The sequence below is a fragment of the Mycobacterium sp. IDUB_39 genome, assembly GCF_055419205.1.
Genome location: NZ_JBVAXF010000003.1, coordinates 86,944 through 106,079 on the forward strand (window position 1 = coordinate 86,944; position 19,136 = coordinate 106,079).

Below are 19,136 nucleotides of genomic sequence, written 5' to 3' on the forward strand. Positions count from 1 at the left end.
GTAGCGGCGCGGCCGTCAGCTCGCCGTGTGCGCGCAACTCGGCGAAGTGAGTATGCGAGGGCCGGTTTCGGTGATGGCGATGGTGTGCTCGGAGTGCGCGGTGTTCGAGCCGTCGGCCGAGCGCAGGGTCCAGCCGTCCGCATCCATGACCAGGCGATCACTGCCTCGTGCCCACCACGGTTCAAGCGCGAACGTCATACCCGACCGCAACAGCAACCCGCGCCCGGGTTTTCCGCGATTGGGGATGTGGGGATCCTCGTGCATCGTGCGCCCCAGGCCATGACCGCCGAACTCGGCGTTGATGCGATAACCGGCTTCGGTCGCGACTGCGCCGATTGCGGCGGAGATGTCACCGAGTCGGCCGCCGGGGACCGCCGCGTCGATACCTGCGTCAAGGGCTCTCTGCGTCGAGGCGATCAGGGCTGCGTCGGCCGCGTCGGTTTCGTCACCGACAATGACCGTGACCGCGGAATCGGCCACCCAGCCGTCGATCGACACCGCAAGGTCGAGGCTCAACACATCGCCATCACGCAGCGCGTAGTCGTGTGGCATGCCATGCAGCACAGCATCGTTGACCGACAGGCAGATGACGTTCCGGAACGGACCGCGACCGAATGACGGCGCGTAGTCCCAATAGCACGATTCCGCGCCGCGAGCAGTGATCAGGGCGCGGGCCCGGTGCTCGAGCTGCATCAGGTTCACTCCCGGCCGCGCCTCGATCGACAGCGTGGCCAGGGTGTCCGCGACGAACGCACCAGTGGCCGCCATCTTGTTGATCTCGTCGGCAGTCTTGAGTTCAATCACACACGCTCTCCGTCCAGGTTCGGTATTTTTATACCGCCACGACGGTAGCAGAGATCGGTATTTGAATACCGGCTATGCTGACCGGCATGGTGCGTGTGCCTCTGAGTCCCGAGCAGGTGAAGGCCGGGCAACGTCTCGGCGCGCTGATTCGGACAGCCCGAGCCGGTCGCGACCCCGAGGTGATCGCCCGTCACGCCGGTATCTCGCCCGAGACACTGCGCAAGATCGAGGTCGGACGAATGCCCAGCCCGAGCTTCGGCACGGTGATCGGACTCTGCAACGCGCTCGGCATGCCCCTGCAGGATGCCGTCGACGCCTGGCGGGGGACAGCAGACCAGCGGATGGCCATCTAGAACCTAGGGTTACCGGGTGCCGAAACTGAGCGCGGGTGTGCTGCTGTACCGCATCGCCGATGACGGGGTCGAGGTGCTGCTGGCACACCCCGGTGGCCCGTTCTGGGCGCGCAAGGACGACGGGGCATGGTCGATCCCGAAGGGGGAGTACACCGAGCCGGAGGATCCTTGGCTCGCCGCCCGGCGCGAGTTCCGCGAGGAGATCGGCTTGGACGTGCCCGATGGTCCACGCGTCGAGTTCGCACCGGTCAAACAGCCCGGCGGCAAGATCGTCACGGCGTTTGCGGTCCGCGGCGACCTTGATGTCACCGACACGGTGAGCAACACCTTCGAACTGGAGTGGCCGAGAGGTTCCGGACGGATCAGGGAGTATCCCGAGATCGACCGGGTGGCATGGCTATCCGTGGCGCAGGCCCGGTCGAAGCTGCTGAAGGGTCAGCAGCCGCTTCTGGACCGACTGGTGGAGCTTGTCGCAGGCGGCTGATCTGCCTGACCTCGATGGCGTTGATGGTCAACGCGCGGCCGTGGATGCGCCATCCGGTCTTCGTCCGGAGATACTCGTCGTCGTATCGCAGGTGCCAGACGACGTCCTGCGCGCCGCCCTCGCCCCGTGTCCAGTGATGCGCGATGCAGGTGATGCGACCGAGCGCATACCCGGGTTCGGGACCCGCGGCGTAGACCTCGCCGACTATCGCGTGCTCGGTGCGTTCGACACCTGCCAGTGCCGTCATGGCACCGCGGATGGCGGCACGGCCGCGATGGGAGTGCACGGACTCCAATGACCGGGGTGGGTCGGGCAGGCGGAGTTCTGCTGTCTCGCTGAATAACTCGGCGACGTCGCCGAACCGCCGGTCATCGACCGCGGCGGCGTAGAGGTGGACCAGATCGGCAAGGGCCAGACGGTCGGCGATGGCCAGGGTCACGATGTCAACGCCAGTCGCTGAGCGCACGCCGACACGACGTCCCTCGCCTCGTCGAGGTCGGCCGTCGGTGGCATAGCCAGCACCACGCGGTCCGCGCCCGAGGCCGCGAGCCTGCCGGCCCGGTCGGTGTCGATCTTGGTGACCAGATGTCCCAGTGAGAGCTCCAACGCGTCGGGGTCGCGCTGCGCACGCTGCGCCTCCTCGCGCATCAACCCGACGAGTTCGGTCAGCGCGTTACCGCTGACACCGAGCGGCTGGAATCCGTCACCGCGCCGACCCGCCCGGCGCGCGGCCGCCCTGCTGTGCCCGCCGATGTGGATGGGCAGGCGGCCGGTGGGTTTGGGATGGCATGTCGCATAATCGAATTCGAAGAACTCGCCATGGTGGCTGACGCCCTCGGGATGATCGGCCCACAAGAGCCGCATCACATCGATCTGTTCGTCTGCGCGGCGCCCGCGCTCGTCGAACGGGGCACCGCACGCCTCGACTTCCTCACGCAGCCAACCCATGCCCACGCCAAGGCGCAGCCGTCCGCCCGACAGCGCGTCGATGGTGGCGACCCTCTTGGCCAGCACCACGGGATGGTGGTTGGGCAGCACCAGCACGCCGGTCGCCAGGCCGAGTCGGGTGGTCTGGCCGGCCAGGAAGGCCAGCAGGTCGAGGGGATCGGGGACGGGGCAGTCGGCCGGGATCTCCACGCGTCCCGACTGGTCGTACGGATACACACTCGAGTACTGCGTCATGAGCACGGTGTGCTCGACGACGACTATCGACTCGAAGCCGCAATCCTCGACGTGCCGGGCGAATTCAGTCATCCACATCGGGTCGGCGGTGACGCCCGCGACGACGGGGGCGACGACGGCGAACTTCGGCAGGCCGGTCACGGAAGCTCGTTACTGCGGCGGATGTCCTCGCGGCACTCGCGGCGGGTTTGGCCCGTTTGCTGCATGCACACCCGCACGGGCGACTCCTGACCAAAGGGAAGCGGTTCCTCGGTCGGGTCGACCGTGACCGTCGGGCTCGGCACGTCACCGGGGGTCAGCGACCAGATCGTCGCCGCGGTGCCCTGCAGCGTCGAACAGTAGGCGGTGCTGCCGTCGGCAGTGGTGGCCGTGCTGCCCTCGGGAGAGCAGTCGGCACCGATGACCGCCGCTGCCGGTGCGGTGGTCGCGGTTGTCGTGGTTGTCGGGTCGGTCGACGTGGTGGTGGTCGGGGGTGGTGGAGGCGGTAGCGGGCTGGCGGGAGGCGTGGTCGATGGCATGGTGGATGGCATGGTGGATGGCGTGGTGGCGGTAGTGGTGGCCCTCGCGTCGGTGGCGCTGGCATTGGTTGCCTGCGTTGGGCGTTCGTCATCGGCCCGAGTGAACTCGAACGCCGCCACGGCGATCGCGACGATCAGCAGTACCGCCAGAACCGCTGGGACGATCACGCCGGCCCGTACCGGTGAGCGCCGGGCGGGTGCGGCGATCGGTGATAACTGAGTGGCCTCGGGGTCGGCATCAGGAGCGCCGCCGGGATCGACACCGCCGCCGAGCCGGTGGGCCAGGGCGCGGGCGAAGTCGCCGCACAGTTCGAAGCGCTCGTTGGGGTTCTTGGCCAGCGCCTTGGACAGCACCGGATCCAGTGCGGACAGTTCCGGACGTCGATCGCGCAGCGCAGGCGGGGCCGCGCCGAGGTGCTGGCTGATCACCACGGCGGGGTTGGAGTGGGAGAACGGCGGCGAACCGGAGAGCAGGTGGAATGCCGTGGCCGCCAACGCATACTGGTCGGCCCGGCCGTCGAGTTCATCGCCCATCAGCTGCTCGGGGGCCGCGTAGGACACAGTGCCGACCGTCATGTTCGTGGCGGTCAGCCCACTCGGGTCATCGGCCCATCGGGCGATCCCGAAGTCCGCCAGCAGAATTCGTCGCTCCCGCGAATCCGGATTGGCCAACAGGATGTTGGCGGGCTTGACGTCACGGTGCAGCAGGTTGCGCTCGTGGGCGTAGTCGAGCGCATCGGCGACCGCGGTGATGATCTCGGCGACCTCCCGCGGTGGCAGCCCGGTGGGGAAGCGCTCGCGCAGCCGCTCTCCGGCGTCCGTGCCGTCGACGTAGTCCATTGAGATCCAGAGCTGGCCACCGAATTCGCCGCGGTCGTGCACGCCCACGATGTGGGGATGCCACAGGGCCGCGGCGATATCGGCCTCGCGGTGAAACCGTTCTCGGTACTCGCTATCGGCCGACACCTCGGCGCGCAACACCTTCAGGGCGTCCTGGCGCGGCAGCCGTGGATGCCGGGCCAGGTAGACCTCACCCATACCGCCGGATCCGAGCCGCCTGATGATGGTGTAGCCAGCGAACGTCGTCCCTGCGTGAAACGGTCCGGGGGGCAGCGGCATGCGCGAAATAGTAGCCGGACTGAGCGCGTCAGAGGTCCAGGACCAGGCCTTCGTCATCCGAGGCGCGGGACACGCAGATCAACATCATCCCGGCGTCGCGCTCGGGTTCGGTGAGCAGCGTGTCGCGGTGGTCGACGGCGCCGGCCAGCACGCGGGTGCGACACGTACCGCAGAAGCCCTGCTGGCAGGAGTACGGCGCGTGTACACCCGATCGCACCAACGCCGCCAGCACGCTCTCCTCGGCGCCCACCCGGACCGTTGCACCGGTGGACGCGACGGACACCGCCATCTCCCGGCCGTCGACCACCGGCGGCGCGGCGAACCGTTCGAAGTGCAGCTCGACGTCGTCGCGCCCGACCAGGTGCGTGCGCACGCTGGTGAGCATCGGAGCGGGACCGCAGGCGTACACCGTCGTGCCGTCCGGGCAGTCGCCGAGCAGGTCGACGGCCGTGGGCACACCGGACTCATCGTCGGTGCGGATCAGGATGCGATCACCGAAACGGGCGACGTCATCGAGGAACGGCAGGCTGTCGGTGCTGCGTCCGACATAGATCATCGACCAGTCCACACCGAGTCGCTGCGCGGCGGCCAGCATCGGCAGGATCGGCGTGATGCCGATACCGCCGGCGATGAACCGGACGCGCTGCGTGGGCGAACCGTAGCCGGGCACCGTGAGCGGGAACGCGTTGCGCGGACCACTTGTCGTGATCGTCGACCCGATCGCAAGGTCGTCGTGAATCTCGACGGAGCCACCGCCACCGCCGGGGATGCGACGAACCGCGATCCGATAGGCGTGTGTGTCATCGGGGTCGCCGCACAGCGAGTACTGGCGCAGCCTGCCGCTCGGCAGGTGCACGTCGATATGTGAGCCCGGATGCCAACGGGGCAGCGGACCACCGTCGGCTGCGGTCAACCGCAGTGCGATGACGTCCTGATCGTGGGCGACGACGGTGCGGTCCGACACCGTCAGAGCGATGCGGCGGTCGACCTCAATGGGCGGTGCCACCCTGCGCGTCACACCAGACAACGCGAACAGACCGGTCACGGCGGCATCGGCGAGACCCACGGACCACGCCGGGCGGCTACGGCCGGGCATCGGCGGCAGTTCCCGTAGCCGCGAGACGAGCCGCATCAGAGGTGCGCGGCCCGCGCCGCAGGCGAACTCGCCAGATACGCCACGGCCTGCGCCGTGGATCCCATCTCCTCGGGGGTGAAACCGGGTCGGAAGTACACGAAGGTGTTGGAGCCGAACAACTGTCGGTACTTGGGCAGCAGTCCGAGCTTGGAGTCGCGCATGCGCATCCGTTGCATCCGCCACCAGCCGATGTCGTTGCTCGGGGTGCTCTTGATCAGATACCAGGTGCCGCGCTGGAAGAACATGAACATCATCGCCACGGCCATCGTCATCGCGCGGATGCGCTCGAAGTAGCTGTCATGGAAGTACGCCGCGACGTCGTGGGCCACCATCCGGTGTTCGACCTCCTCGCTGCCGTGCCACCGGAACAGGTCGACGACGGTGGGGTCGGCCCCGTGGTCGTCCCAGGTGCAGTTCAGGGAGAAGTCGCCGAGGACCGCCGTGTAGTGCTCGATGGCCGCGATCAACCACAACCGGTCGCACAGGTTGTTCATCCGACGCTTGGGATCGTCCGTCTCGATGGGCGCCAGCATCTTCTCGAACACGTACTCGACCAGTTCCAGCATCGAGGTCACATCGACGCCATTGGCGACCATGTACTCGTGCAGCACCTTGTCGTGGGTGTCGGCGTGCGTGGCCTCCTGCCCGATGAAGCCGCGGATGTCCTCCGCGAGCTTCGGGTCCTTCACCAGTGGCAGCGCCTCGTTGTAGGTGGTGACGAACCAGCGCTCGGCGGCGGGCAGCACGATATTGAGCAGGCTGACCATATTGGAGGCGACGGGGTGATTCGGGATCCAGTCCAACGCCGCGTCGGCCACGTCGAAGTGGACCTTACGAGCCTGGATCTGCACCGGACCAGGGTCGACCTCGGTGTCGAACCGCTGTGGACGCAACATGACGTGCCTCCTCATCAGGAAATGTGATGGGGGCCAGTCTACGGGTTAGGTGGGAACGCGGGTAGCGGGTACCTGTGGTCCGGGGTGTCGAACGCTAGGCGCCGGGGATGGGCATCCCGGGCTGCGGGCCGACAGGGGTGGCCGTGACGGTGGTGATGCCGTTGCCGCCGACGTTGGGGCCGCTTCCGCCGCCGCCGGCCGGCGCGTTGCCCTGGGCGGCGAGCACGGCTGCCTCCGTGCAGTCCAGGTTCAGGAGCATCCGGCCGCCGCTGGTGATCTTCTGCTGGGAGACGATGCACTCGGCCTGGGGGTAGTCGCTGCCGACCGCTCCGCCGAAGAACGCCTTGACGCCCTGGCTCTTGAGAATGGACAACGCACGGCCATAGGGCTCACCGACCACGTTGAGGGAGGCCGCGCTTCCCGGGCTGGAGTCGGCAACGCCGGGTGCAAGCAGGGCCACCGTAGCCGCGGCGATGGCGCCGGCTCCAAGAACGGCAAGCTTCTTCACGTGACCTCCGGATGTCGCGGTGCGGTTGCGAACATATCGCAGTTAACTCCCGTGAGAAACTTCGGTCACTCGGGGGAGATCGTTACCTGATGGTGCATCACCTCGGCGAGCGCCGCAGCGCGAGCATCCGTGAAGACGTCCTCTAGCAGCAGTGGACTGCCGGTCGGGCCGGTCAGCGGTACCCGCCAATTCGGGTACTCATCGGTGGTTCCCGGCTGGTTCTGGGCCCGCACGTCGCCGACTGCGTCGGGCAGCGCGAGGGCGAGCAGCCGTGACGGGGTCCGCCCCAGATAGGCGTGCAGTGCGGTCACCACCTGCTCGACCGTGGGCTCCACGCCATCTCGGTCCGAGAGCAGCCCCACCCGGCGCAGCTCGGACATCCACGCGGCCTGCGCGGCACGGTCATCGGCGATCTCCTGGGCGGCCGGACGTGTGAGCAGGCCCAGTTCCTCCCGGATTCGGACATGCTCGCCCGCCAGGTAACCGGCAGTCGGCGGCAGATCGTGCGTCGTGACCGCTGACAGGCAGTACTCCCGCCACTGCGCTGCGGGCAGCGGTCCGCCGGAGCCGTCCCGCTCGAACCACAGGATCGAGGTTCCGAGCAGACCCCGTTCCCGGAGGTAGTCACGCGCCCAGGGTTCGACGGTGCCCAGGTCCTCACCGACCACCACCGCCCCGGCGCGATGCGCCTCGAGCGCGACGATCCCGATCATCGCCTCGTGGTCGTATCTGACATAGGTGCCCTCGGTCGGAGGCATGCCGCTGGGTATCCACCACAGCCGGAACAGCCCGATGATGTGGTCGATCCGCACCCCGCCCGCGTGCCGGAGCACGGCACTGACCACCGCCCGGAACGGGGCGTACGCAGCCTCCACCAACTTGTCCGGACGCCACGGCGGCTGCGACCAGTCCTGCCCCAGCTGATTGAACTCGTCGGGCGGGGCACCGCCGGAGACGCCGAGCGCCAGAACGTCCTGCAGCGCCCACGCGTCCGCGCCGTTGGGGTCCACGCCGACCGCGAGGTCGTGCATGACGCCCAGCGACATCCCGACCTGGCGCGCGGTCGCCTGCACGGCGGTGAGTTGGTCGTCGAGCTGCCACTGCAGCCAACGGTGGAAGTCGACGGAGTCGTGGTGCTCGGCGGCGAAGTCCGCGACCGCAGCAGACGCTGGATGACGGTATTGGGCGGGCCAGTCGTGCCAGTCCCCGCCGAACTCCTCGGCCAGCGCGCACCACGTGGCGAAGTCCTCGAGGCTGCCACCCTCCCGCGCCCGGAACGCGGCATAGGCCAGATCGCGCCCCGCCGAACGGGGCACCAGATGCACAGCCCGCAGCGCCGCGCGCTTGACCTTCCAGACCGCGTCGCGGTCGATCAGCTCCGAGGTCTCGGCATGCGCCTGGGCCGCCGCACGGGCCTTGCGCAGCCTGCCGCGATGACGCGCGTCGGCGTACTCGGGAATGGCCTCGACCCGCAGGTAGATCGGATTGGTGAAGCGACGCGATGTCGGCAGGTAGGGGGAGGGTTCCATCGGGGCGATCGGCGCGGCCGCGTGCAGCGGATTGACCAGGATGAAACCGGCGCCGTGGCGCGCGGCCGACCACACCGCCATATCGGTGAGGTCGGTGAGATCGCCCATACCCCACGAATTCTCGGACCTGACGCTGTAGAGCTGTGTCGCCAGACCCCAGGTCCGGCCCGCCCCGAGCTGCGCGGGCAGCCGAGCTGTGGCCGGTGTGACGATCAGCAGCGTCGAGGCATCCTGCGGGCCGGCCTGCACATGCAGCCGGTGATAGCCCAGGGGCAGATCCGCGGGCAACTCGAATGTCGCCTCGCCGATCGGACGGCCATCCAGGTCATACGGCGGCGTGAGGTTCTCCAGCTGACGCAGGCCGGTGCGGACGGTGCCGTCCTCCAGTCGAATCCACACCCCGACCGGATCGCCGTGCGTGACGTGGACCCAGAACGATGACGTGCGGTCGCTGCGAGTCACGACGGTGGGCGGCACACAGCGCGACCAGTACTCGCGATCGAGCGCCAAAAGCGCAGCGGCCCTGTCATCTTCGCTGTCCGCCGTCACCCCCAACGCGGCGAGCACAGCCACCAACGTCGCCTCCGGCGTCGACCGGTGCCCGCCGGTCCAATCGTCGAAGCCGGTCGCGACACCGAAGCGGTGAGCCAGTTCGACCAACGAGGGGGGCAGCTCACTCATGACCGCAATCTTGCCGGTTGTTGCGCCGACGCGCGGGTTGGCCGCTACGTTCGGGGCGTGCACGTCCTGCCAATCCCCGCCGCGCTGGCCGTCGCGGCCGCGATCGCGCTCGCCGCGCAGGCGGGCGCAGAACCGCCGCCGCAGGTACCTGCGGTGCCCACCGTCCCGGCGCCCCTGAACCAGGGCGAGTTGCTCCTGCCGCAGCACGCCGTTCCCTCACCACCCGGGACGGAACCGGTCGCGCGGCCCAATCAGAACCCGCTGAACAACGCCTATCTGCTGCCGCAATATGCCGAGCCGTCGGCCCCCGGTCAGGGACAGATCGTCGGTGTGAATCCGGGGGAGGAGAATGCCGACGTCTCGAAGTGGCAGTACCTGCGCCGGCTGTGGGGCAGCTACCAGGGCGGCGGGCTCGAGGGCGGGCTGCTCGGTCAGCGTGACCAGGACGCCGACGGCAGGCCCATGCCCGTGCTGCCCGCGGAGCCGCCCGCGGAGCCGGAGCCCGAGCTGCCCGCCGGTTGACTCGGTTAGGGATCGACGTCGCGGGACAGCAGGTCGTCCCACGTGTCGCGCCGGACCACCAGCCGCGCCGCGCCGTTCTCGGCGAAGACCACCGGTACCCGCCGCGCACCGTTGTACTGATTCGACATCGTGTAGCAGTAGGCGCCCGTCACGGGCACCGCGAGCAGGTCACCGACGGCGGGGTCCGGCAGCGCGATGCCGTCGACCAGCTGATCGCCTGACTCGCAGTGCCTGCCCACGACTGTGACGACCTCGCCGCCGACCCCGAACCTGTTCGCCATTGCCGCCTCGAACCGCTGGCCGGTGAGCGACACCTCCAGGTTGTCGCCCATCCCGCCGTCGACGGCGACGTGCGTGACCTGCCCACGTTTGACCGTGGTGACGCGGTACAGCGTGCACGCCGCGCTGGCCACCATGCTGCGGCCGGGTTCGACGATGACGCGACTGTCCGCAGGCAGCAGCGCCCTGGCCTGATCGATCATGGCCGCGGCATACGCGTCCAGGCTGGGGGCGTTCTCGTCGTAGGTGTAGCGAACGCCGAGGCCACCACCCAGGTCGTAGGTGTCGAATGTGCCGAGTTCGGCGATCGGCCGGACCGCCGCGGCCAGCTGATCGACATCCAGCAGCTGTGACCCGACGTGGGTGTGCACACCATCGAGCCTCAGCACCGGGCTGCGCCGGATCCGTTCGATGGCATCGCGGGCATCGGACGGCGCGAGCCCGAACTTCGACCCCGCGTGGCCGGTGGCCTGCGATGCGTGGGTATCGGCCTCGACGCCGGGGATGACGCGGACCAGGCACGCCTGCGGGCGGTCCGCGCTTGCGGTGCGCTCCAACCGGTCGATGTCATCGAAGTTGTCCACCACGATCAGCCCGACGCCTCGCGCGACGGCGAGTTCGATCTCCTCGTCGGTCTTGGCGTTGCCGTGCAGGATCAGCCGTGCCGGGTCGACCCCGGCTTTGCACGCCGTCAGGATCTCGCCAGCACCCGCGACGTCCAGGTGCAGGCCCTCCTCGACCATCACGCGCTGAACCGCCGTGCACGGGAACGACTTCGACGCGAATGCGACGTCGGCGCGTGGCCAGCGACTGCGAAACGCCGACAGGTAGTCGCGGGCCCGCCGAACCAGCGCGTCCCGCGACACCACGATGGCCGGGGTGCCGAACTCCGCGGCAATGTCCTCGAGCCGGCAACCGCCCACCACCAGCGCGCCATCGTCGGCCACCAGCGACCCAGGTGGGAAGAGGCCAAGTAGGTCAGCATCGGTCGGCTCGAACCCGGTCGTCACCGAGCCAGTATCGTCCCCGGCATGGCGCCAGTGGTGAGCAATGCGGCGCAGATCCTCAGAGCCCGGCGCGCTGTGGCCGCGTTGTTCCTCACCAACGGTGCCCTGTTCGCGAACCTGGCCCCGCGTCTACCGGAGATCAAGGCCGACCTCGCACTGTCGAACACCGCCTACGGAATCGTCATCGCCGCGTATCCCGTCGGCGCCCTCGCCGCCGGGCTGGCCGCGGCCGCACTGATCCGCAGGCTCACCTCGGCACGGCTGGCGGTGCTGGGCACGGCGGGCATCGCGCTGCTGACGTTCGCGGCCGCTGCGTCACCCACGACACTGCTCGTCGCCGTCGCCCTGTTCGCCGGGGGTGCCTGCGACGCCGTGGTCGACGTGGCGCAGAACACGCAGGGACTCCGGGTGCAGCGCGCCCACGGGCGGTCCATCATCAACTCGCTGCACGGCATCTGGTCCCTGGGCGCCGTCCTCGGAAGCGTGATGGCCGCCGGTGCCATCGCCTTGAATGTGCCCCGCGAAATGCACATCGGCGCGACCGGCGTCCTCTTCGTTGGCGTTGCGGTGACGGCCTACCGCTTCCTGCTGCACGGCCCCGACGCGGTCGAGGACGAGCACGATCCGGTCAACGGACGCCCGGGCCGCGGGGCGGGCCGACGGGTCTATCTGACATTGATGCTGTTGGTGGTGATCGCGACGGCAGGCGCCGTCGTCGAGGATGCCGGCAGTTCCTGGGCGACGCTGTACCTGCGCGATGACCTCGGTGCGGCCGGTGGCGTCGCCGTTCTGGGCTACGTCGCGCTGCTGGCGTTCCAGTTCGTCGGACGGATGACCGGTGACCGCCTGGTCGACCGGTTCGGTGAGCGCGCGGTGGCGCGCGTCGGCGGGTTGATCACCGCGGCGGGTATGGGTGCTGCGCTGCTGTTTCCCAGCGTGCCCAGCACCATCGCGGGGTTCGCTGCGGCAGGTATCGGTATCGCGACGGTGATACCCGCGGCGATGCACGCCGCCGACCGACTGCCCGGCCTGCGTGCGGGTAGCGGGCTGACCGCAGTGGCGTGGCTGATGCGGCTGGGCTTCGTCGCCGCTCCGCCCTTGGTGGGCGCCATCGCCGACGCCACCAGCCTGCGGATCGGTCTGCTCGTGGTGCCCGCCGCGGGTCTCGCCGTCATCGCCGCGGCGGGGGCCCTCAGTGGACGACGCCCGCCAACTCGATCGTGAGGACACCGGCCGCGATGAGGCCTATCCCGATGAGCATCCTGCCCGTCAGCGGGTCACCGAACAGGTACTTGGCGATGACCGCGACGAGCGCGACACCACACGCCGTCCAGATCCCGTAGGCAATGCCAACCGGCATGCCGAGCTTCAACGCCAGCCACAGCAGGTAGAACGACGTCAGGTACGCCATGATCACGGGCGCGATCCACACCTTCTTGCGGAAGCCGTCAGACGCCCGCAGGCCCAACGTGCCGAGGACCTCGATGCCGATCGCCCCGGCCAGCACGAGCCAGATCGTCACGAGGTGGAATCCGTTGCATGCGAGCGGGACCCGAGTTCCACGAACAGCACACCGGCGATGATCAAGGCGATACCTGCCGCGATCGCCCACGTCAAAGCGTCACGGAACAGCACGGCGGCCAGGACTGCGGTGAGCGCCGTGCCCGAGGCACCCCAGATGCCGTAGGCGACACCGACCGCCATGCCCTCGCGCAGCACCAGGGCGAGTAGGACGAAGGCGACGACATAGCCGACGATGACGACACCCAGCCACGCCGGGTGATCCTGCGATGCCCGCAGCGATAACGTCGCCGCGACCTCCATGACGATGGCTGCGGTCAGCAGCACCCACTTGCGCACGCCTCAACCTAACGGAGGCCGTGCTGTTCCCTAGCCGCCTAGTAGACCAGGCCGAGCCGCGGGGGCGTGGCACCCGAGAGCGTGTGGTTGCCCAGGTGCACGTATTTCCAGCGGGCGGGGTCGTGCAGTGTGTGGGTGCGCACGTTGCGCCAGTGCCGGTCGAGGTTCACCGCGCTGTCGGTGCCCGACGTGCCGGTCAGTTCGAATATGCCGCTGGCGATCTCGACGGCGAACTCCTGGGCCAGGGCCTTGGCCGCCGCCACGCTCAGGGTCGCCTCCGCGGCGGCCTCCCTGGTGAGTTCGGGTAGCGCATATGCCTCATCGACGAGTGCGGTGCCCCGGGCGAGTAGCGCCTCGAGGGCGTAGAGACGCGCGGTGAACTCACCGAAGCGACGGACGACGTGCGGTTCATTCTCGGCGCGCTCGACGCCCGCGTCGACCGCCTCCTGCCATGGACGTGAGCGGGTGCGGACGAACTCCGCACCGTCCTCCAGTGCGGCCCTGGCGATTCCGATGTCGATCGCGGCGTGCAGCGCCTGGTCGAACGGACCCAGCGCGCTCGGCGGTCCCGTCACCGGATCAGGCGGCGTGCCCTCCTCGATGACCAGATCCGCCTCGACGATCACGCCGTCGAGGCGGATCTCGCCGCTCGCCGTCCCGCGCTGGCCGAAGGCCGACCACTTGTCGAGATCGAGTGTGACACCGGGCTGTTCGGGTCGAATGAAGACCGTCGCCGTCTCGCCCGCGCCCCCGCCGACCACTGCGGCCACCGCGATCCATGTCGCGCCCAGAGCGCCGGTGGCGTAGTACTTGGTTCCCTCGAGCAGCCACGTCCCGTCACCGCGTGGCGTCACGGCCGTGCGGCGCTGCAGGGAGGTCTTGGTACCACGCTCGGCCGTCGCGTTGCCGATCTGCGCACCGCCGAGGATGTCGGCGTACAGGCGCGGGGCGGGATCGGCCTGCCCGAGTCCGGCGATAGCCCTGGCGATCACGAAGTGCGACAACAACAGTTGTCCGACGGCGCCGTCGCCGCGCGACAGCCGGCGCAGCACCTCGACCGTGGTCGATGCGGGCAGACCGGGTCCGCCGTGCTCGGTCGGCACCGAGATGCCGAGCAGCCCCGATTCGGCCACCAGGCGCAGTTGGGGGAGCAGCGAAACGCCTGCCCGCTCACGTTCGGCGCTACCGACGGCGATCTCGGCGGCGACGGCGTCCGCGGTGGAAAGCGCCTCGTGCGAGGACGCCAGCAGTGGCGTGGTGGTTTCGAGGTCGATGCTCATGGCGCCGAACGCTACGGACTCGCCGCGGCGTCCCCCACGGTTGCGACCACCGAGATTGTTTACCGGCCCGCGTTTGCCGAAGAGTGCTCCGAGTCACAGGGGGCGCCGGTATGCGGGAGTACCGTGTAGGTCATGTGTCTCAACGATTCGCCCGGGATCGCACATGGCTGATCCGCAGATATCAGGTGCCACGAGAGTCAACGAGCCGATCGTCGATACCAGCAACGGGCCGGTGCGGGGTGTCGATGACGGAGTAGTCAAGGTGTGGCGGGGTGTTCGCTACGCGGCGCCCCCCGTCGGTGAGCTGCGGTGGCGCGCGCCCCGTGCACCGCAGCGCTGGTCCGAGCCGGCCGCGGCCACCAGAGTGGGACCGGTCTGCCCGCAACCCACCGACCCGCGAATCCCCATCGACCTGGGTGGCCCGCAGGGTGACGACTGCCTCACCCTGAACGTGTGGGCGCCGTCAGGCACCGAGCCGGGTGACGGCAAGCCCGTGATGGTGTGGGTGCACGGCGGCGCCTACATCCTGGGATCCTCGGCCCAATCGCTCTACCGGGGGCGCGAGCTCGCGGCCGGTGGTGATGTCGTGATCGTCACGGTCAACTATCGCCTCGGCGCGCTGGGCTTCCTCGATCTGTCCTCGTTCAGCACGTCACGCACCACATTCGAGACCAACCTGGGGCTACGCGACGTGCTGTTCGCCCTGCAGTGGGTGCGCGACAACATCGCAGGTTTCGGCGGCGACCCGCAGCGGGTCACGCTGTTCGGCGAGTCGGCGGGCGCCGGCATCGTGACCACACTGCTCGCCAGCCCGGCGGCCGCGGGCCTGTTCTCGGCCGCCATCGCGCAGAGCTCGCCTGTGACCTCGATCTATGACGCCGACCGCGGACGCGCCGTCGCCCAACGCTTCCTCGATGCCGCCACAGTCGACGCCGACGGTGTCGACCGACTGCCGGACGCACCCATCGCCGAGATACTCGCGGCGTCCAAACGCGTCTTCGACGAGGTTCCGGTGACCACGCCGGGCACCCTCGGCTTCGCGCCGATCGTCGACGGCGACGTGGTGCCCGATTACCCGGTGGAGGTGGCCCGCGCCGGGCGCACCCACCCCGTTCCGCTGATCATCGGCACCAACAAGCACGAGGCGGCGCTGTTCCGGTTCATGAAGTCGCCGTTGATGCCGATCACACCCGAGGCGATCAAGGCGATGTTCGCTCAGATCGAACTCGAGCAGCCCGACGCGGTGGTACCGAGCCAGGACCGACTCGGCACCACCTACCGCGGACGCGGCAAGACGCCCGGTATGGGGGTGGCGCGCGACATCGGTTTCCGGATGCCCTCGATCTGGTTCGCCCAGCGGCACGCCGCAGTCGCTCCGGTGTATGTCTACCGGTTCGACTGGGCCACGCCGATGCTGCGGCTGCTCCGCCTCGGGGCAGCACACGCCACCGAACTCCCTTATGTCTGGGGCAATCTCGTCGCAGGTCCCAAGGATCCGACATTCAAGCTCGGCGGGCTCAAGGCCGGTACCGCGGTATCGGAGCGGATGCGCAGGCGGTGGGTGAACTTCGCGAGTTCCGGCGAGCCGGCGGGGTCAGCCGACGAGCCGCAATGGCGGCCGTATCGGCTCGACGATCGCGCGACGCTGGTGATCGACAAGACCGATGCCGTGCTCGACGATCCGGACCACGCGTTGCGGGACGCCTGGGGTGACGACGTCCTGAGCTTCCGGTGACCACCCGCTAGCTAGGCTGGTCTGTCGGAGGTGATGACGTGGACGCGCTAACCGGCATCCGAGAGTTCTTGGACGTGCTGCCACCGCAGATGCGCGACCCCGTGCTGTTCGCGATCCCGTTCTTCGTGCTCCTTCTCGTCGTGGAGTGGACGGCGGCACGCAAACTCGAGAGGCTCGAGGACGACCGGGCGCCCTCCGGCGCATACGTGCGCCAGGACGCGTGGGCCAGCATGTGGATGGGGCTGGTGTCGGTGGCCACGACGGGGGCGTGGAAGTTCTTGGCGTTGCTCGGATACGCCGCCATCTACGCCTATATCGCGCCGTGGCACCTCTCATCGAGCGCCTGGTACACCTGGGTCATCGCGTTGGTGGGCGTGGACCTGCTGTTCTACACCTATCACCGCATCGCGCACCGGGTCCGATTGATCTGGGCGACCCACCAGGCCCACCACTCCAGCCAGTACTTCAACTTCGCCACGGCGCTGCGGCAGAAGTGGAACAACAGCGGTGAGATCCTGCTGTGGATTCCACTTCCGCTGCTGGGCGTTCCGCCGTGGATGGTGTTCGCCAGTTTCTCGGTCAACCTCATCTACCAGTTCTGGGTCCACACCGAGCGCATCGGAAGACTCTGGCGGCCAGTTGAATTCATCTTCAACACGCCGTCGCACCACCGTGTGCACCACGGTATGGACGCCGAGTACCTGGACAAGAACTACGGCGGCATTCTGATCATCTGGGACCGCATGTTCGGCACCTACGCCGACGAACTGTTCCGGCCGCACTACGGACTCACCAAGCAGGTCGACACCTACAACATCTGGACGCTTCAAACCCACGAGTACGTCGCGATCGCTCGCGACGTCCGCCGCGCGAACCGCTGGCGCGATCGTTTCGGCTATGCCTTCGGTCCGCCCGGCTGGGCGCCCCGCGCCACGACGCAACCCGACATCCCCGCACCGATCACCACATCTGGCTAGATCCGGCCGCTTCGCCAGGCCGCCACGTAGTGTCGCGGTGTGGACACGGTCTTCGATAATGAGGTGGACCCGGCTCTGGTCGAGCGGTCGCTGGCAGGTAGCGCCCACGAGCCGATGTGGCTCGATATGGAGCGGCCCAGCTATCCACGGCTACCCGGCGCGATCACGTGCGACCTCGTCGTGGTCGGCGGTGGCTACGCCGGTCTGTGGTCGGCGCTGCACGCCGCCCGGCGCAACCCCGACCAACGCGTCGTCCTGATAGAGGCCAACCGGATCGGCTGGGCGGCATCGGGCCGCAACGGCGGATTCGTCGAGGCCAGCATCACCCACGGTGCGGAGAACGGAAAGACCCGCTGGCCAGGCGAATTCGACACCCTGCAGGCGATGGGGCTGGAGAACCTGAACGGTATGCAGGACGAGATCGCCGAACTCGGCCTCGACGTGCAGTGGCAGCGCACCGGCATGCTCGCCGTCGCCACCGAACCGCACCAGGTGACATGGCTGCAGGAGTCCGCAGAAGCGGGGGAGGGCAGCCTGCTCGATCGGTCGGAGATTCAGGGTGAGGTCCATTCGCCCACCTATCTGGCCGGCCTGTTCGAGGCTGACACCTGTGCGATCGTGCACCCCGCCAGGCTCGCGTTCGAGCTCGCTCGCGCCTGCCAGGAGGCCGGTGTGGCGATCTACGAGCACACCAACGCACGTGCGCTCGACTCCGGTGGCGCGGCGCTGCGCATCGACACCGGCGGTGCCGTCATCACCGCACGCCAGGCCGTGCTCGCGACGAATGTCTTTCCCCACCTGCTCCGCCGAAACCGGCTCCACACCGTGCCGGTGTATGACTACGTGCTGTCCACCGAGCCCCTCACGGATGCCCAGCTGGACCGCATCGGGTGGCGCAACCGGCAGGGAATCGGCGACTGCGCCAACCAGTTTCACTACTACCGTCTCACCGAGGACAACCGCATCGTGTGGGGTGGGTACGACGCCGTCTACCACTTCGGCCGCAAGGTGAACCCCGCCTACGAGGAGCGGCCCGAGACGTACCGCCGCCTGGCCGCGCACTTCTTCATCACCTTTCCGCAGCTCGACGATGTCCGCTTCAGCCACCGCTGGGCCGGCGCCATAGACACCAACACCCGGTTCTGCGCACACTGGGGTCTGGCCCGTGACGGTCGGGTGGCCTACGTCAACGGTTTCACCGGCCTGGGCGTGGGAGCCGCGCGGTTCGCCGCCGACGTCTGCCTCGACCTCCTCAGCGGCAGCTCGACACCACGCACCGAACTCGAGATGGTTCGCCGCAAGCCCCCGCCGTTTCCTCCGGAACCGTTGGCCAGCATCGGAATTCAAGCGACGAGGTGGTCACTGGATCGTGCCGACCACTCGGCTGGCCGGCGCAATCTACTGCTCCGGACACTCGATGCGGTGGGGTTGGGCTTCGATTCCTGATCGAGCCCGCCTGTGTGCTCAACGTCGCGCTACCAAGTGTTTGCCAACAGTTCCGCCGAGCCGGAGCCGAACCGGCCACGAGGCCGATCACCGTCAGTAAGCTTCTTTCTGCTAACCCAGAAATGAGGTGTTCATCGTGGGAGACAGACTCCAAAACGGCGAAAAGCTAGAGGTCGGCCAGTCGCTGACGTCAAAGAACGGGGCCTACAAGGTCACGCTTCAGGACGACGGCAACCTGGTCCTGTACTCAGGGGACAAGGCGGTGTGGTCGACCGAGACGAACGGCCAGAACGTCGTTCGCGCCGAGGTGCAGAAGGACGGCAACTTCGTCCTCTACACGGCGGACAAACCGGTGTGGCACACCGACACCAAGGGCGCCAAGGACGTTCGCCTGATCCTGCAGGACGATCGCAACCTCGTTCTGTATGGATTCGACGGGCCGGCCTGGTCGTCGAACACGCAGACCGACGAGGTGCCCGCGCCGCCGGTCGCCGATGCGCCGCCCGCGGTCACCGAGGTCGAGGTCGTCCCGGCCGCAGTGGAGGAGGTCGCGCCGGCCGAGCCCGCTCCGCCGCCACCGCCGCCGCCACCCGCCCCGAGGACCTACACCGTGGTGTCGGGAGACACACTGTGGGCCATCGCCGAACGCTTCTACGGCGACGGCAACAGGTACCCGGAGATCGCACAGGCCAGCGGCGTCGCCAACCCGGATCTCATCCATCCCGGTCAGGTTCTGACGATTCCCTAAAGGCCCCTTAGGGTTTCCCTAAACACTCTTAGGGCTGAGGAACCCTCTTAGGTCTGAGGCGGCCCGGGCTTTT

Annotated in this window: 19 protein-coding genes and 1 pseudogene; 8 read left to right on the plus strand and 12 right to left on the minus strand. The window is 68.4% G+C overall.

Going from position 1 to position 19,136, the window contains the following annotated elements; translation table 11 throughout:
- Positions 1 to 15: 15 nt before the first annotated feature.
- On the minus strand, positions 16 to 804 hold the full coding sequence (gene map, locus ACZY0X_RS12330; protein ID WP_463770775.1) for a type I methionyl aminopeptidase: 789 nt from the start codon (positions 802 to 804) through the stop codon (positions 16 to 18).
- Positions 805 to 890: 86 nt separating this feature from the next.
- Between map and ACZY0X_RS12335 the strand changes: the two genes are divergently transcribed.
- Positions 891 to 1,157 (plus strand): helix-turn-helix domain-containing protein, encoded by a 267-nt coding sequence (locus ACZY0X_RS12335; protein ID WP_463770776.1) that lies wholly within the window; start codon positions 891 to 893, stop codon positions 1,155 to 1,157.
- A 16-nt stretch (positions 1,158 to 1,173) separates the two neighbouring features.
- Positions 1,174 to 1,641 carry an NUDIX hydrolase gene (locus ACZY0X_RS12340; RefSeq protein WP_463770777.1) on the plus strand — a complete coding sequence of 156 codons (468 nt, stop codon included), beginning with the start codon at positions 1,174 to 1,176 and terminating at the stop codon, positions 1,639 to 1,641.
- 94 nt (positions 1,642 to 1,735) lie between these two features.
- Here the strand turns inward: ACZY0X_RS12340 and ACZY0X_RS12345 are convergent.
- From ACZY0X_RS12345 to malQ, 7 genes and pseudogenes are all read right to left on the minus strand, one after another.
- A pseudogene (locus ACZY0X_RS12345) lies at positions 1,736 to 2,107 on the minus strand (nuclear transport factor 2 family protein); the annotation flags it as partial.
- Positions 2,077 to 2,901 (minus strand): LLM class F420-dependent oxidoreductase, encoded by an 825-nt coding sequence (locus ACZY0X_RS12350; protein WP_463771557.1) that lies wholly within the window; start codon positions 2,899 to 2,901, stop codon positions 2,077 to 2,079. The pseudogene ACZY0X_RS12345 and the gene ACZY0X_RS12350, both read right to left, overlap by 31 nt.
- A gap of 59 nt (positions 2,902 to 2,960) precedes the next feature.
- Entirely contained in the window at positions 2,961 to 4,460 is a 1,500-nt protein-coding gene (locus ACZY0X_RS12355; protein ID WP_463770779.1) for a serine/threonine-protein kinase, read from the minus strand.
- Between the two features lie 28 nt (positions 4,461 to 4,488).
- Entirely contained in the window at positions 4,489 to 5,592 is a 1,104-nt protein-coding gene (locus ACZY0X_RS12360) for a PDR/VanB family oxidoreductase (protein WP_463770780.1), read from the minus strand.
- The gene (locus ACZY0X_RS12365) at positions 5,592 to 6,491 is read right to left on the minus strand and encodes a metal-dependent hydrolase (RefSeq protein ID WP_463770781.1); all 900 of its coding nucleotides are present in this window, start codon (positions 6,489 to 6,491) and stop codon (positions 5,592 to 5,594) included. Before ACZY0X_RS12365 ends, ACZY0X_RS12360 begins: the two co-directional genes overlap by 1 nt.
- Positions 6,492 to 6,585: 94 nt before the next feature.
- Positions 6,586 to 6,999, minus strand: coding sequence for a hypothetical protein (locus ACZY0X_RS12370; RefSeq protein WP_463770783.1), 414 nt, complete (start codon positions 6,997 to 6,999; stop codon positions 6,586 to 6,588).
- Between the two features lie 65 nt (positions 7,000 to 7,064).
- Positions 7,065 to 9,209: a 4-alpha-glucanotransferase gene (gene malQ, locus ACZY0X_RS12375; RefSeq protein WP_463770784.1), complete on the minus strand. Its 2,145-nt coding sequence runs from the start codon at positions 9,207 to 9,209 to the stop codon at positions 7,065 to 7,067.
- A 57-nt stretch (positions 9,210 to 9,266) separates the two neighbouring features.
- Between malQ and ACZY0X_RS12380 the strand changes: the two genes are divergently transcribed.
- Entirely contained in the window at positions 9,267 to 9,731 is a 465-nt protein-coding gene (locus ACZY0X_RS12380) for a hypothetical protein (protein WP_463770785.1), read from the plus strand.
- Positions 9,732 to 9,736: 5 nt separating this feature from the next.
- Here ACZY0X_RS12380 and lysA read toward each other — a convergent pair whose 3' ends face one another.
- Positions 9,737 to 11,020 carry a diaminopimelate decarboxylase gene (gene lysA, locus ACZY0X_RS12385; RefSeq protein ID WP_463770787.1) on the minus strand — a complete coding sequence of 428 codons (1,284 nt, stop codon included), beginning with the start codon at positions 11,018 to 11,020 and terminating at the stop codon, positions 9,737 to 9,739.
- A 21-nt stretch (positions 11,021 to 11,041) separates the two neighbouring features.
- Here lysA and ACZY0X_RS12390 point away from each other — a divergent pair, with 21 nt between their 5' ends.
- Positions 11,042 to 12,241, plus strand: coding sequence for an MFS transporter (locus tag ACZY0X_RS12390; RefSeq protein ID WP_463770789.1), 1,200 nt, complete (start codon positions 11,042 to 11,044; stop codon positions 12,239 to 12,241).
- On the opposite strand, the gene ACZY0X_RS12395 is transcribed toward ACZY0X_RS12390, so the two are convergent.
- From ACZY0X_RS12395 to ACZY0X_RS12405, 3 genes are read right to left on the minus strand one after another with little or no spacing between them, the layout of a single operon-like run.
- A complete protein-coding gene (locus ACZY0X_RS12395; RefSeq protein ID WP_463771558.1) occupies positions 12,210 to 12,533 on the minus strand; it encodes a DMT family transporter in 324 nt (107 codons plus the stop codon). The genes ACZY0X_RS12390 and ACZY0X_RS12395 overlap by 32 nt on opposite strands.
- A gap of 2 nt (positions 12,534 to 12,535) precedes the next feature.
- Positions 12,536 to 12,877, minus strand: coding sequence for a DMT family transporter (locus ACZY0X_RS12400; protein WP_463770791.1), 342 nt, complete (start codon positions 12,875 to 12,877; stop codon positions 12,536 to 12,538).
- Between the two features lie 38 nt (positions 12,878 to 12,915).
- Entirely contained in the window at positions 12,916 to 14,157 is a 1,242-nt protein-coding gene (locus tag ACZY0X_RS12405) for an acyl-CoA dehydrogenase family protein (protein WP_463770793.1), read from the minus strand.
- A gap of 163 nt (positions 14,158 to 14,320) precedes the next feature.
- Here ACZY0X_RS12405 and ACZY0X_RS12410 point away from each other — a divergent pair, with 163 nt between their 5' ends.
- The 4 genes from ACZY0X_RS12410 to ACZY0X_RS12425 all read left to right on the plus strand — a co-directional run bounded on the left by ACZY0X_RS12410 (position 14,321) and on the right by ACZY0X_RS12425 (position 19,063).
- Complete coding sequence (locus tag ACZY0X_RS12410) at positions 14,321 to 15,892, plus strand: carboxylesterase/lipase family protein (protein ID WP_463770794.1); 1,572 nt, start codon at positions 14,321 to 14,323, stop codon at positions 15,890 to 15,892.
- Between the two features lie 89 nt (positions 15,893 to 15,981).
- Positions 15,982 to 16,869 (plus strand): sterol desaturase family protein, encoded by an 888-nt coding sequence (locus tag ACZY0X_RS12415; protein WP_463771559.1) that lies wholly within the window; start codon positions 15,982 to 15,984, stop codon positions 16,867 to 16,869.
- 39 nt (positions 16,870 to 16,908) lie between these two features.
- Positions 16,909 to 18,315 (plus strand): NAD(P)/FAD-dependent oxidoreductase, encoded by a 1,407-nt coding sequence (locus tag ACZY0X_RS12420; protein ID WP_463770796.1) that lies wholly within the window; start codon positions 16,909 to 16,911, stop codon positions 18,313 to 18,315.
- Between the two features lie 136 nt (positions 18,316 to 18,451).
- Positions 18,452 to 19,063, plus strand: a complete 612-nt coding sequence (locus ACZY0X_RS12425) for a LysM peptidoglycan-binding domain-containing protein (RefSeq protein WP_463770797.1) — start codon at positions 18,452 to 18,454, stop codon at positions 19,061 to 19,063.
- Positions 19,064 to 19,136 lie beyond the last annotated feature (73 nt).

Excerpts from the sequence above, each read along its gene's own strand:
- ACZY0X_RS12405 (WP_463770793.1), bottom strand. The coding sequence starts at position 14,157 with ATGAGCATCGACCTCGAAACCACCACGCCACTGCTGGCGTCCTCGCAC.
- ACZY0X_RS12415 (WP_463771559.1), top strand. The coding sequence starts at position 15,982 with ATGCGCGACCCCGTGCTGTTCGCGATCCCGTTCTTCGTGCTCCTTCTC.
- ACZY0X_RS12355 (WP_463770779.1), bottom strand. The coding sequence starts at position 4,460 with ATGCCGCTGCCCCCCGGACCGTTTCACGCAGGGACGACGTTCGCTGGC.
- malQ (WP_463770784.1), bottom strand. The coding sequence starts at position 9,209 with ATGAGTGAGCTGCCCCCCTCGTTGGTCGAACTGGCTCACCGCTTCGGT.
- ACZY0X_RS12350 (WP_463771557.1), bottom strand. The coding sequence starts at position 2,901 with ATGTGGATGACTGAATTCGCCCGGCACGTCGAGGATTGCGGCTTCGAG.
- ACZY0X_RS12360 (WP_463770780.1), bottom strand. The coding sequence starts at position 5,592 with ATGCGGCTCGTCTCGCGGCTACGGGAACTGCCGCCGATGCCCGGCCGT.
- ACZY0X_RS12410 (WP_463770794.1), top strand. The coding sequence starts at position 14,321 with ATGGCTGATCCGCAGATATCAGGTGCCACGAGAGTCAACGAGCCGATC.
- ACZY0X_RS12390 (WP_463770789.1), top strand. The coding sequence starts at position 11,042 with ATGGCGCCAGTGGTGAGCAATGCGGCGCAGATCCTCAGAGCCCGGCGC.
- ACZY0X_RS12335 (WP_463770776.1), top strand. The coding sequence starts at position 891 with ATGGTGCGTGTGCCTCTGAGTCCCGAGCAGGTGAAGGCCGGGCAACGT.
- ACZY0X_RS12365 (WP_463770781.1), bottom strand. The coding sequence starts at position 6,491 with ATGTTGCGTCCACAGCGGTTCGACACCGAGGTCGACCCTGGTCCGGTG.